This is a genomic window from Afipia dichlorophenoxyacetatis, from assembly GCF_055386385.1.
Genome location: NZ_AP029250.1, coordinates 4,308,949 through 4,321,421 on the forward strand (window position 1 = coordinate 4,308,949; position 12,473 = coordinate 4,321,421).

At 58.2% G+C, this 12,473-nt stretch carries 15 protein-coding genes and 1 tRNA gene; 7 read left to right on the top strand and 9 right to left on the bottom strand.

Annotation, left to right across the window (positions count from 1 at the left end; all coding sequences use genetic code 11):
- Positions 1-2 precede the first annotated feature (2 nt).
- The gene (locus tag ACZ5C3_RS20135; RefSeq protein ID WP_464032435.1) at positions 3-209 is read right to left on the bottom strand and encodes a hypothetical protein; all 207 of its coding nucleotides are present in this window, start codon (positions 207-209) and stop codon (positions 3-5) included.
- A 185-nt stretch (positions 210-394) separates the two neighbouring features.
- Positions 395-481, bottom strand: a tRNA-Leu gene (locus ACZ5C3_RS20140).
- A 216-nt stretch (positions 482-697) separates the two neighbouring features.
- Here ACZ5C3_RS20140 and ACZ5C3_RS20145 point away from each other — a divergent pair.
- Positions 698-1,525, top strand: a complete 828-nt coding sequence (locus ACZ5C3_RS20145; RefSeq protein ID WP_464038386.1) for a metallophosphoesterase family protein — start codon at positions 698-700, stop codon at positions 1,523-1,525.
- On the opposite strand, the gene ACZ5C3_RS20150 is transcribed toward ACZ5C3_RS20145, so the two are convergent.
- Positions 1,464-1,949, bottom strand: a complete 486-nt coding sequence (locus ACZ5C3_RS20150) for a Crp/Fnr family transcriptional regulator (protein WP_464032436.1) — start codon at positions 1,947-1,949, stop codon at positions 1,464-1,466. The genes ACZ5C3_RS20145 and ACZ5C3_RS20150 overlap by 62 nt on opposite strands.
- Before the next feature lie 163 nt (positions 1,950-2,112).
- Here ACZ5C3_RS20150 and ACZ5C3_RS20155 point away from each other — a divergent pair, with 163 nt between their 5' ends.
- Both ACZ5C3_RS20155 and ACZ5C3_RS20160 read left to right on the top strand, forming a co-directional pair.
- Positions 2,113-3,024, top strand: a complete 912-nt coding sequence (locus tag ACZ5C3_RS20155) for a crotonase/enoyl-CoA hydratase family protein (protein ID WP_464032438.1) — start codon at positions 2,113-2,115, stop codon at positions 3,022-3,024.
- Positions 3,025-3,034: 10 nt separating this feature from the next.
- Entirely contained in the window at positions 3,035-3,721 is a 687-nt protein-coding gene (locus ACZ5C3_RS20160) for an alpha/beta hydrolase (RefSeq protein ID WP_464032440.1), read from the top strand.
- Here the strand turns inward: ACZ5C3_RS20160 and ACZ5C3_RS20165 are convergent, their stop codons facing one another.
- From ACZ5C3_RS20165 to ACZ5C3_RS20175, 3 genes are read right to left on the bottom strand one after another with little or no spacing between them, the layout of a single operon-like run.
- The gene (locus tag ACZ5C3_RS20165) at positions 3,722-4,693 is read right to left on the bottom strand and encodes an NADPH:quinone oxidoreductase family protein (RefSeq protein WP_464032442.1); all 972 of its coding nucleotides are present in this window, start codon (positions 4,691-4,693) and stop codon (positions 3,722-3,724) included. It abuts the gene before it with no gap.
- Positions 4,693-5,304: a DsbA family protein gene (locus tag ACZ5C3_RS20170; RefSeq protein WP_464032444.1), complete on the bottom strand. Its 612-nt coding sequence runs from the start codon at positions 5,302-5,304 to the stop codon at positions 4,693-4,695. Before ACZ5C3_RS20170 ends, ACZ5C3_RS20165 begins: the two co-directional genes overlap by 1 nt.
- Positions 5,301-6,008 carry a glutathione S-transferase N-terminal domain-containing protein gene (locus tag ACZ5C3_RS20175; protein ID WP_464032446.1) on the bottom strand — a complete coding sequence of 236 codons (708 nt, stop codon included), beginning with the start codon at positions 6,006-6,008 and terminating at the stop codon, positions 5,301-5,303. The genes ACZ5C3_RS20170 and ACZ5C3_RS20175 overlap by 4 nt, the downstream gene beginning before the upstream one ends.
- A 139-nt stretch (positions 6,009-6,147) precedes the next feature.
- Between ACZ5C3_RS20175 and ACZ5C3_RS20180 the strand changes: the two genes are divergently transcribed.
- Positions 6,148-7,170: a methionine synthase gene (locus ACZ5C3_RS20180; RefSeq protein WP_464032447.1), complete on the top strand. Its 1,023-nt coding sequence runs from the start codon at positions 6,148-6,150 to the stop codon at positions 7,168-7,170.
- A gap of 96 nt (positions 7,171-7,266) precedes the next feature.
- Positions 7,267-8,208 carry a YiiG family protein gene (locus tag ACZ5C3_RS20185; RefSeq protein WP_464032449.1) on the top strand — a complete coding sequence of 314 codons (942 nt, stop codon included), beginning with the start codon at positions 7,267-7,269 and terminating at the stop codon, positions 8,206-8,208.
- A 41-nt stretch (positions 8,209-8,249) separates the two neighbouring features.
- On the opposite strand, the gene gpt is transcribed toward ACZ5C3_RS20185, so the two are convergent.
- The 3 genes from gpt to ACZ5C3_RS20200 are packed head-to-tail and all read right to left on the bottom strand — an operon-like array spanning position 8,250 to position 9,866.
- Positions 8,250-8,753, bottom strand: a complete 504-nt coding sequence (gpt, locus tag ACZ5C3_RS20190; protein WP_464032451.1) for a xanthine phosphoribosyltransferase — start codon at positions 8,751-8,753, stop codon at positions 8,250-8,252.
- 13 nt (positions 8,754-8,766) lie between these two features.
- Entirely contained in the window at positions 8,767-9,129 is a 363-nt protein-coding gene (locus ACZ5C3_RS20195) for a hypothetical protein (RefSeq protein WP_464032452.1), read from the bottom strand.
- Positions 9,130-9,131: 2 nt separating this feature from the next.
- Complete coding sequence (locus ACZ5C3_RS20200) at positions 9,132-9,866, bottom strand: competence/damage-inducible protein A (protein ID WP_464032454.1); 735 nt, start codon at positions 9,864-9,866, stop codon at positions 9,132-9,134.
- 225 nt (positions 9,867-10,091) lie between these two features.
- On the opposite strand from ACZ5C3_RS20200, the gene ACZ5C3_RS20205 reads away from it, so the two are divergent.
- Together ACZ5C3_RS20205 and ACZ5C3_RS20210 are read left to right on the top strand one after the other, a co-directional pair.
- On the top strand, positions 10,092-11,510 hold the full coding sequence (locus ACZ5C3_RS20205; RefSeq protein WP_464032456.1) for a circularly permuted type 2 ATP-grasp protein: 1,419 nt from the start codon (positions 10,092-10,094) through the stop codon (positions 11,508-11,510).
- 3 nt (positions 11,511-11,513) lie between these two features.
- Positions 11,514-12,458, top strand: coding sequence for an alpha-E domain-containing protein (locus ACZ5C3_RS20210; RefSeq protein WP_464032458.1), 945 nt, complete (start codon positions 11,514-11,516; stop codon positions 12,456-12,458).
- Positions 12,459-12,473 lie beyond the last annotated feature (15 nt).

Below are 12,473 nucleotides of genomic sequence, written 5' to 3' on the forward strand. Positions count from 1 at the left end.
GACTACTTTAGCGATTGCTTCGCCACATATTCACCTAAGAACCACTCAGCGCTTCCGTCCAACGTTTTCCCCGCAAGAGGCCTTGCCGCCGAGATGCGCTTGCCATTCACTTCCATATACATCAAGCCGTCGTCTACACGATATCTGAGGCAATAGCCCATACCGTCGTAACTTCGAAGCACCTCGCCATCCCATTTCTCTTTGGCCATTACTCCACAGCCTCCAGACCTATTAGATTTCGATGAAAGAGCAAAAGCACTTCAACCGGCCATTAGGCAATGAGCAGAACCTTCACCTGACAATATCGACGACGGCCAGATATTCCCGCCCTCGCCTAATCAAATCGACGTACAGGTGACGAGTTAACCAATTGATCTTATATCGAAATTCTCGATGGTGCGGACGGCGGGAATCGAACCCGCACGACGTTGCCATCGAGGGATTTTAAGTCCCTTGCGTCTACCAATTCCGCCACGTCCGCGCGACGGCCTTGTAACACCGCTTTGGCCCCGACTGAAAGCCGCATCAGACACTTATCCTGATTGCGCTAGCGTCGACAAAGACGCTTTTGGCACAACGCCGGTGCAGGCTCCGGCGAATCGACCGGACGAATCGCGACATCCCGGATTGCGGTAAAGGCCATTCTCTGCACAGATGGTCCGGCCGGGACCCTTTGCAAACGATTGTTTGAATGGCCATGCGCTGTCTCGTGGTTGCCGATCTGCATTATTCCTTGCCCCAGTTCGACTGGCTGCTGCGCGCCGCGCCGTATTTCGATGTGGTGATCATCGCAGGCGATGCGCTGGACATCGGATCGATTGTCGACTTCCGCGCGCAGATTGTTGTCGTGCGCAAGTATCTGGCTCTTTTGTCGCAAGCGACGCGCGTGATCCTGTGTTCGGGCAATCACGACCTGGATGAACGCGACGCGACGGGTGAGAAGGTCTCGCGCTGGATCAGCGAAACCGAGAACCTCGGAATCGCGCGAGACGGCGATAGCCTCGCCATCGGCGACACATTCTTCACGATCTGTCCGTGGTGGGACGGCCCCCGGGTCAAGGAGAATATCGGCGCTCAACTGCGCGAAGCGGCTACGACCCATCATGGTCGCTGGATTTGGGTCCATCACGCACCGCCAGCCGATTCGCCAACGAGTTGGGCCGGCTCTCGCTCCCAGGGCGATATCGAACTGGCGCAGTGGATCGAAGCCTACCGGCCGGATTTTGTGCTATCCGGCCATGTCCATCAGTCGCCGTTCACACGCGACGGCTCCTGGTTTGATCGGGTCGGAGAGACGTGGGTGTTCAATGCCGGCCATCAGTTCGGCAGTCCGCCCACCTTTATCGCACTCGACCTCGATGCCGGCACGGCATTCTGGCTGTCCGCGGCCGGTGAACAATACATCGATCTGAATGCGCCGCTGCAGCGCCCGGCGAAGGATGTCGTGGACTTTCCGGATTGGCTTATAGCCGCGGGTCGGGCTGCCGATCCGATCCCGGCTCAGCCTTCGCAGGCGGTACGTTGACAAGACTCTCAAGCACATCGCCGACCATGGCCAGATGGGTGCCGTGCCCTGCGTACTGCTGCTTGATGTCCGCCAGATAAGTCGTCGCGGCGTTGAGCCGTTGCGCGAGCTGCGTAGCCACCATCATCGCAACTTCCGGCTGCTTGCGTAGAAAGCGCGCCGCATCGTTGATCTGATAAATCTCGGTATCGACGGCAGCGCGCACCGTTGCTGTATGGGGCTGTTTGAGCAGCACCGACATTTCACCAAGAATCGCACCAGGTTCAGCAACGGTTGCGACGACAGTGTCACCCTTTATGACATCGAGCCGGCCATCGACCAGCACATACAGATGACCCGTGCTCTCACCCTGCCGGATCAGCAGTTGGCCAGCCGCGAGGAGCATTTCCTGTCCGCCGGTAAAATGATCCAGAATTGCTCGCATCCGATGCCATCCAACTGCAATGAAACGCGATCGAAAAACTAGGCCTCGCCACAGCCGCCGTCCACCGCATAGTGGCTATTCGGCGGCGCAAATTGCCAGCACTTTCCATCAGGCGCCCCATAAGATCAAATCAACGACAAACAACAAAACGAGAGGATTCGCGATGGCGCAGGCAATAACCAGCTTCGAGACCATCAAATACGAGATCCAAGACAACATCCTGACCATCACGTTGAACCGCCCGGACAAGATGAATGCGTTCACCTGGGTCATGCGGGATGAATTGATTGCAGCATTTGATGCCGCCGATGCCGACGACGATGTCCGCGCTATCATTGTCACCGGAGCCGGACGCGCATTTTGCGCAGGCGCCGATCTTTCCGAAGGCGGCAAGACGTTCGACCGCGCAGCACGTGCCGACCACAAATCCGCGCCACTCCGCCCCAACGGCGAAATCGAATGGAGCGACGATGCAGTCCGCGACGGCGGCGGGCGCGTAACCTTGCGCATCTTCAAATGTCTCAAGCCGGTGATCGGCGCCATCAATGGCGCCGCTGTCGGCATCGGCGTGACCATGCAGCTGCCGATGGATATCCGCATCGCATCTGAAGATGCACGGTTCGGATTCGTGTTCGCGCGGCGCGGCATCGTACCCGAAGCGGCCTCAAGCTGGTTTCTCCCCCGTCTCGTCGGTATTTCGCAGGCATTGGCATGGTGCTACTCCGGCAAAGTGTTTCCCGCGCAGGAGGCGCTCGAAGGCCGCCTTGTCAGCAAGGTCGTTCCCGCGGATGAACTCCTGCCGACCGCACGCACAATCGCCCGCGACATCGTCGAAAACGCCGCGCCCGTCTCAATCGCACTGATCCGGCAAATGATGTGGCGCATGCTCGGCGCGGACGATCCCATGGAAGCACACAAGATCGACAGCCGGGGCATCTATTCGCGTGGCGCATCGGCCGACGTGCGCGAAGGCGTGATGTCCTTCCTTGAGAAGCGTCCCGCGAACTTCAAGCAGACCGTATCGCAGGATATGCCCTCCTATTTCCCGTGGTGGACGGAGCGAGAGTATAAATAGCGCCATCATCATGGTCGTTGCGCGAAAAAACCAGCCGCAGGACGGCGTTGTTCTCCTGCACGGCATCAGCCGAACGTTTCGATCCATGAACAGGATGCAGCATGCGATCGAAGCAGCTGGATTCAGGACGCTGAATGTCGACTATGCGAGCCGCCGCAAGCCGCTCGAAATGCTCGCCGAAGACATTCATCCGGCCATCATCCGCTTTGCCGAGACCATCGAGGGATCAACGCACTTCGTATGTCACTCCATGGGCGGCCTGCTGGCGCGTGTCTATCTCGCCACGCACCCGCCCAAGCGTCTTGGTCGCGTTGTGATGCTCGGCACGCCGAATGGCGGAAGCGAAGTTGCCGATCACCTGAAGAACTTCATTGGCTATCGCAAATTTTTTGGACCTGCCGGCCAACAGCTCGTCACGGTACGGGATGAGACGACAGAGGCGCTGTTTCAGTCTCCCAATTATCCTCTCGGCATCATCGCAGGCAATCGGTCCATCGATCCCATCTCATCATCGTTTTTCCTTGTGGGGCCGAACGATGGGCGTGTGACCATCGCAAACACGAAGGTCGAAGGGATGTCCGACCACATCGTCGTCGACGCGTCCCATCCGTGGTTGATCAGACATCGACCAGCGATCGATCAAACCATCGCATTTCTTCGACAAGGCCATTTTAATAACAACGGCCGCAACGCCTAATCACGTTATCAGCGCTACCCGTCCGATGGCACGGCGATCCATCAGCAGGCGCATCGCAGCTGCGTAATTATCCAGCGGCAGGCGATGCGAAATATTGGGGCTGATGCGGCCTTCGTTGGCAAGGCGCGAAAGCATCTCCTGTCGCGCCACACCAAGTAAAGGATTCTTCCGCACGGCCTCACCGGCCCGCACGCCGAGCACACTCGCCCCCTTGATCAAGACCAGATTGGTACGCGCACTGCCGACGCCGCCGGTGAACCCGACCACAAGAATTCGGGCTCCCCAAGCGATGCAGCGCAAGCTTTCCTCGAAGATCTCGCCGCCCACGGGATCGAACACAACGTCGACGCCGCGCCCTTCGGTGACGCGCTTGACGGCATCGCGAAACGGCTCGCGAGCGTAGGGCACCGTGTGATCCGCACCTCTCGTCTGCGCAACTGCAAGTTTCTCTTCGCTCGAAGCCGCGGCAATCACGGTCGCGCCCAGTACCTTGCCGAGTTCAACGGCGGCAAGGCCGACGCCACCGCCCGCACCATGCACCAGAAGTACTTCGCCCGGTTTGATCTGTGCACGATCCACCAACGCATGGTACGCGGTGCCGTGGGCGGCCAGAAAGGTCGCGCCCTGCGCGTAATCAAACGTTGCAGGTAACGGCACGAGTTGATCCGGCGAGACGACGATCTCATTGGCGTAGCACCCGAAGCGCGCCTTCACGATGACCTTGTCGCCGATGCCGACACCGGGTGTGTCTGGGACCTCGATCACCTCCCCTGCCGCTTCCATACCCGGAATGAACGGCAGCGGCGGCTTAAGTTGGTATTGCCCGGCCACCATAAGGATATCCGGGAAGTTGATTCCGGCCGCGTGGATCGCCACACGTACTTGCCCGGATGTAAGCGCAACAGACTCCACATTTTCGAGGCGCAATATCTCCGGTGAGCCAAGCTCGCGACAGACGACAGCTTTCACCATTACGCAGCTGTCTTCTTTCGCATCAATGCCTCGCGGATCAGCGGCAGACGATCATTGCCAAAATACATGTCGGTCTTGTCGAGATAGATGGTCGGCGATCCAAACGCGCCACGCTGGATTGCTTCATCAGTATTGGCCTTGAGCTGATCCTTGACGGATTGCTCGCCGATGCCGGCAAAGAATTTCTGCGAGTCAATGCCAACCTTCTCGCAAATCTTAGTCAAAACGGCATCCTGCGAGATGTCCTGGTCATCGCCCCAATAGGCTTCGAATACCGCAGTCGCGAATGGAATGAGTTTCCCTTGCGGCTGAACCCAGAGGCAACCGCGCATCGCCTTGACGCTGTTCACCGGAAACACCGTCGGCGGCATCTTGATCCTAATCCCAGCAAGACGCGACCAATCCGAGAGGTCCTTGTACATGTAGTTCTGCTTGGCCGGGACCGGGCGCTCACGTGCCTCATACTGGCTGCGATTCACAGTGTTGAAAACGCCGCCAACCAGAAATGGCTTCCAGGTGATCTCGACACCGAGCTCCTGGGCTAAGGGCTGGATGTTGTGAAACGCAAGGTAAGTCCAGGGGCTAGAGCAGTCGAAAAAGAACTCGATCATGATGGCGTTTCCTTTTGCATTTGTTTTGCCGCCTGCCCGAACATATTGCGGCGCGTTTCCTCATCCATCGGCGTCTTGTCGAACTTGCCGACTGCCAACCCCTTCTGGACTTCCGGCCGCGCACGCACCTGCGCGTACCAGCGTTTGATGTTCGGATAGTCATCAAGCGTGAAACCCTGCGCCTTGTGCGTCATGGTCCACGGGAAGCAGGCGATGTCGGCGATGGAATAGTCGCCCGCCACATAGGCCTCCGTTTTGCCAAGCTGCTGGTCGAGCACACCATAAAGGCGCGCGGCCTCGTCGCGATAGCGTGCGATGGCGTACGGGATCTTATCGGTGGCATAGAGAGCGAAGTGCCCATGCTGACCAAGCATTGGGCCGAGGCCGCCCATCTGCCACATCAGCCACTGCATGACGTCGAAGCGCCCACGCAGATCCTGAGGCAGAAAGCGCCCGGTCTTTTCAGCGAGGTAAAGCAGGATCGCGCCACTTTCGAAGATGGTGACCGGCTCGCCACCGTCCGCCGGCGCGCGGTCGATGATTGCCGGGATGCGGTTGTTCGGGCTGACCTTCAGGAAGTCTGGCTTGAACTGATCACCGTTGCGAATATTAATCGGGAAAACCGTGTAAGGCAGCCCGAGCTCTTCCAGCATGATCGAGATTTTCCACCCGTTGGGCGTCGGCGCGTAATAAAGTTCAATCATGGATGGTCCGGTCACAAGATGGGCGGCGCAATAATCCTAGTCCCGGCCCGGGTCACATTCCATCCTGCAAACGCGAACATCTTGTATGAAACATGCCGAACATGGCAGATAGTCGCGCAAATCAATGAGAGGATACGCCATGCTGTTTCCAACGACGATCGCCGGCTCCCTGCCAAAGCCCGAGTGGCTGGCCGAACCAAATACGCTCTGGGCGCCATGGAAACTTCAGGGCGCTGAACTTGCCAATGCCAAGCGCGACGCAACGCTGCTGGCAGTCAAGATCCAGGAAGATGCCGGCATTGATCTCCTGACCGAAGGTGAACAGGCGCGGCAGCACTTCGTCCACGGCTTCCTCGAACGCGTCGAAGGCATCGACTTCGCTCACAAGGTCGAGATGGGAATCCGCAAGGACCGCTATAAGGCGATGGTGCCGCAGGTGGTCGCGCCGCTCAAACTGAAAGGCCGCGTCCACGCCGACGAAGCGCGCGCCGCTCGCGGTCACACGACGCGCAAACTGAAGTTTACGATGCCCGGTCCGATGACCATCATCGACACTATCGCCGACAATTTCTATGGCGATCGGATCAAGATGGCATTCGCGTTCGCCGATCTCCTCAACGAGGAGGCCAAGGCGCTTCAGGCCGACGGCGTCGATATGATCCAGTTCGACGAACCTGCTTTCAACGTCTACATGAGCGAAGTGAGCGAATGGGGCATCGAGGCGCTGACCCGTGCCGCAAAGGGCCTCACCTGCCAGACCGCAGTTCACATCTGTTATGGTTACGGCATCAAGGCCAACACAGACTGGAAGGAAAGCCTCGGCGCCGAATGGCGGCAGTATGAGCAGATTTTCCCTGCCATCGATGCGAGCCCCATCCAGCAGGTCGCCATCGAGTGCCGCAATTCACACGTTCCGCTGGAGCTTCTTGGTTTGCTCAAGAACAAGGTCGTGCAGGCCGGTGTGATCGATGTCGCCAGCGACACTGTCGAGACGCCGGAAGATGTGGTGAAGGTGATCGAGGCCGTGATGAAATTCGTGCCAAAGGAACGGATCACCGCCACCACAAACTGTGGCATGGCCCCGATGCGCCGCGATATCGCAGAGGCCAAGCTTCGGGCGCTCGGCGCAGGTGCAAAGCTGGCCCGTGAAAAACTGGCGTAATATTCTCCGGTCAGATTGAACCCTGTTGCACGGGGCTGCGACGAAAGGCCTATGCGGCCGCGTCGCGGCCCCAAAGCATTTGGATGGGGATTCGTCATGATCAGGGCTCGGACTATCAAGATTCAGATTTTCGCCGCAGCGATCGCGCTCGGCCTCCAGAGCGCAGTCGCATTCGCTCAAGAGCCAGCAGCAGCTCCAAGTCTAGGGCTAACCAGCATCTCGGATTCGGAGTTGGACCGCTACGTTGCAAAATCCAACGCCGTGGTGGGTCTGCTCAACTCCTCCCTGCGCGGCTCGGAATCATGGAATCGGTATCTGAGCTGGGTCGACGTCAAGCGAGGCCCCACCGGCAAGGAACGCATCATTTATGGTCTCTACTCAGTCGGCTCCATCAAGGATGTGATCGAGAAGGCGCGGCAATCAGCCTCTGCTGACCCGGCTATTCCCGCGCTCGATGGCGCCACTAAAGATCTGGCTTCCGCATTCGAAAAACTGGCGCCTATCCTGACTGAGGCCGAAGCCTATTACGACCGCAAGGACTACATGTCCGACAACATGACAGGTGGTCAGGCGCTGCATGCGAAGCTCGTTCCAGCTGCCCTGGAATTTCTCGCCGCGCGCGAACGCACGAACGCGTTGCAGGACCAGTTCAAGGAACTGATCGATCGTCAGCAACTCGCCAAGATCGAAAAGGCCGAAGGAAAGAGCGTGCGGTGGCATGTCCGGAACACAATGATGCTGGCAAAGAAAACCGTCGATCTAATGCCGGACAGCCCGAAGCGTGGGACCGACCTCACACAGTTCGATGCAGCACTTGCGAGCTACGGCGAAGCCGTACGGGACTTCGACAACGCGGTCCGCGAATCCGGAAAATCGACATCCGTCGATTCCTATCCGCGCGATATTCTCGGAAAATTGCGTGAGATGCGCGACAACATCGCCAAAGGACGCGCCGACGGCATGACCTTCCAAATGGACCATCGCGGCGTTATCACCAGCTATAACATGATGGTCCAGATGTCGAACGTATTCCGGTGAGATACAGCGCTAGCCCCGTTGCGCGGGGCGAGCCGTAAGGCTCAAGCCGCGCCGTCGCGGATCGGCGGCTGGAACGACAATCCCGTGTCCCACGGAAAGAAGATCCAGGTATCCTGCGACACTTCCGTGATGAACGTATCGACCAGCGGCTTGCCCATCGGCTTGGCGTAGATCGCAGCGATGTGTGCCTCCGGCAATAGATCGCGCACGACGCGCGCGGTCTTTCCGGTATCGACAAGATCATCGACGATGAGCAGACCTTTTCCCGTGCCACCGCCAAGCCGACTGACCGTATCGGACACGTTCTTGAGGACCTGCATCTCGCCTTGCGCCGTGTGATTGTAGCTCGCCACACATAGGGTATCGATCATGCGCATGCCGATTTCCCGCGCAATGATCGCGGCCGGCACCAGCCCTCCACGGGTCACTGCCACCAGCGCGTGGAACGGCCCCACACCATTGAGCCGCCACGCCAATGCGCGCGCATCGCGATGAAACTGGTCCCATGAGACGGGAAAGGGTTTGCGTGCACCTTCGTCGTTCATTCTTCGATCCTAATTACGACAACAGCTTCCTGAGCGCAGCAAAGACAGGGCCCATTAAAAGAAAAAAAACCAAGTAGATGAGAACGGCCCTGTTCAGATAACGTATGCGCCGCCGCACAATTTGGACATGGGCCTTGAAGTCGGCGGGCTGCTTAGCCAGTTCAGCTTCAAGTACATTGGGGCCGGGAAACGATATGCCCGGATACGCCAATTGCCAGTGAAACGCGCTCAGTCCGATCGAATAATTGCCGATGCTTTTGTATATCTGACGGCTCTGCCACCCAACATAGAAGCTCGACAACCATAAAACTCCGCCAAGCGGCTCAAAAATGCTTCCCGCGATGATCTGTAGTTTGTCGAGAGCCGAAGCAACCATACTTACCTTGTAACTTTAAGCCCCGCGAGCATCGCCTCAACCTCTGCCATTGCCGCGCGAAGTTTCTCGGCGTCGCGTGATCGCACCACGATATTGGTGTTGGGTTTGCTGTTTTCGTCAAGAAACGGATAGCTGCCGATGTTGGTGTCGGGATGCGCGGCGGCAATATCGCGCAACGGACTGCCAATATCTCCTTCACGCGCATTGGCACGCACCGACTCCGAAAGCATCCGCACACCCGACTTCAGTTTCGGTGAAATGATGTCCATCATCGCCTGCATGATTGACGGTACCCCAGCCATCACGATGACATTCCCGAGCTTGAAGCCCGGCGCAAGGATGGTCGCGCTCGAGATCAATTCCGCACCATCGGGAATACGCGCCATCCTCAGCCGCGCCTCGTTAAGGTCGGCTCCGAAACGTTCCTTGAACCGCGCCACGACATCTGGGTGATGGTCGATCTTGACCCCGAAAGCCTTCGCTACACTGTCGGCGGTGATGTCGTCGTGAGTTGGGCCGATGCCCCCTGTTGTGAACACGTAAGTGTAACGCTCGCGCAAAGCGTCCAGAGCCTCAATGATGGCCGTCTCGTCGTCCGCAACGACACGGACTTCTTTCAGATCGATGCCGATATTGGTCAGGTACTCGGCTATGAACCCGATGTTCTTGTCCTTGGTGCGTCCAGACAGAATTTCGTCGCCGATCACCAGAATGCCGGCTGTCACGATCTCAGTCATCTCAAGTCTCCCTGACCTCTCTCGGAACCTTTGCTCAGCCAAGGCACCTGTGTCTACGGCCAATGCCGCACCAATAAGCAGTTCTCCGCCTGTTTTCCGGGCAGAAGCAACGGATATCCTCACCAATTGCCTTTCGACAATGCATATCCCGTTGGCCCGAGCCTTGCTACCATCACTTTGAGCACGGCATCATGCTCGCGCGGTCTTGAAAACAGTCTGGGGTTTATGACACTCGCGTTCGACGAAATGAATGGGTCCGGTGGCGACCCTCGCCCCGCGTACCAAGAACTCTTCCGGTGGTTGAAGGAAACGCCGCCGGACGCACTGGAGTATCGGCGACAGGAAGCCGAACTGCTTTTCCGGCGGATTGGCATCACTTTCGCCGTCTATGGCGAGGCGGCATCCACAGAGCGCCTGATCCCGTTCGATGTCATCCCACGGATTTTGTCAGGTCCGGAGTGGACAGCCCTCGAACAGGGGCTGAAGCAGCGTGTCAAAGCGCTCAACCTGTTCTTGAAGGACATTTATCACGGCCGCGACATTCTCCGCGCCAAGATCATTCCGGATGACCTGATCTTTCAAAATCCCGTCTTTCGGCCCGAAATGAATGGCCAGGACGTTCCGCACGATATCTATGTGCACATTGCCGGCATTGACATCGTCCGGGTCGATTCGCAGAATTTCTACGTGCTGGAAGACAATGCCCGCACGCCGTCCGGCGTCTCTTACATGCTGGAAAACCGCGAGATCATGATGCGGCTATTTCCGGATCTGTTTGCACGGCATCGCGTCGCGCCAGTTGAGAATTATCCTGATGAATTGCTCGCCGCGCTGCGCTCTGTGGCGCCGCTGACTGCGAAGGGCGAGCCCACCGTCGCGCTGCTGACGCCAGGCGTCTACAATTCAGCCTATTACGAACATTCGTTTCTGGCCGACAAGCTCGGTGCCGAACTCGTCGAAGGACGCGACCTCGTCGTCAAGAACGACGAAGTGTTCATGCGCACCACCGAAGGGCTGAAGCGCGTCGATGTCATTTACCGGCGCGTCGATGACGACTTCCTCGACCCTCTGACCTTCCGCCCCGATTCCGCGCTCGGCGTGCCGGGACTAATGTCCGCTTACATGGCCGGCAATGTCACCCTCGCCAATGCGGTCGGCACCGGCATCGCCGACGACAAAGCTGTCTACAGCTACATGCCGGACATCGTGAAATTCTACCTCGGCGAAGAACCGATCCTGAAAAACGTGCCGACCTGGCGCTGTCGCGAGCCGAAAGATCTGGCTTACGTGCTCGACAACCTTCACGAACTTGTCGTGAAGGAGGTCCATGGCTCCGGTGGCTACGGCATGCTGATTGGCCCGGCTTCAACCAAGGATATGATCGAGTCGTTCCGCGCCAAACTCAAACACGAGCCCGAAGGCTTTATCGCGCAGCCCACGCTTGCCCTTTCGACGTGCCCGACCTGCACAGCGTCCGGCCTGGCGCCGCGCCATGTCGATCTGCGGCCGTTCGTGCTGACGGGGCGTGACCATGTCACCGTGGTACCCGGCGGACTCACACGCGTTGCACTGAAGGAAGGGTCGCTTGTGGTCAATTCGAGCCAGGGCGGCGGCACCAAGGACACTTGGATTCTGGACGAATAGAACATGCTGTCGCGCACCGCAGAAAATCTATACTGGCTGGCCCGCTCCATAGAGCGCGCGGAATATCTCGCGCGCGCCATCGAGGCGACGTTGCGTGCCACCGCCTTGCCCGATGCCTATGTCGGAAAAACCAATGAATGGGAGTCCGCGCTGCTGACAGCAGGCATCCGCAACGAATTCTATCAGCTCCATGACGAAGCGAACGAGAAGACAGTTGTCCATTTTCTGTCATTCTCGCGTGACAATCCCTCCTCCATCCGCAACTGCATTGAGAATGCACGGCTGAACGCGCGCTCCGTCCGCACCGCCTTGACCGGCGAGATGTGGGACACCATCAACGGAGCGTGGATCGAACTGCAGCAAGTCTGGCAGTCCGGCACCAAGACCCGGGACGATCTCGCGAAATTCCTGCGCTTCGTTCAGGAAACATCCCTACGCTTCGACGGCTCGGCTTACCGCACCATGCTGCGCAACGACGCCTACTGGTTCTCACGGCTGGGCTTGCATCTGGAACGCGCAGATAACACCGCGCGCATCCTCGACGTCAAATATCACGTACTGCTGCCTGAAAAGGAACACGTTGGCGGACCGCTCGACTACTATCAATGGACATCAATCCTGCGCTCGGTCTCGGCGCTAACGGCCTATCACTGGGTCTATCGTGAAACGCTGAAACCATGGCTGATCGCCGACCTGCTTATCCTAAACGAGTCGCTGCCCCGCTCGCTGGCGAGTTGCTACAGCAATCTGGTCCGCAATCTCGATCAGATCGGCGTTGCCTACGGACGCCAAGGCCCCTCGCAACGTCACGCCCGAGGCATGCGCAACCGGCTCGAACACAGCAACATGGATGATCTGTTCCAGCGCGGGTTGCACGAATTCATCCAGGAGTTCCTTGCAGATAATAGCCGCCTCGGCGATATCATTTCCAAACAATACCTCATCTGAGCTAGCTTCCAGCGC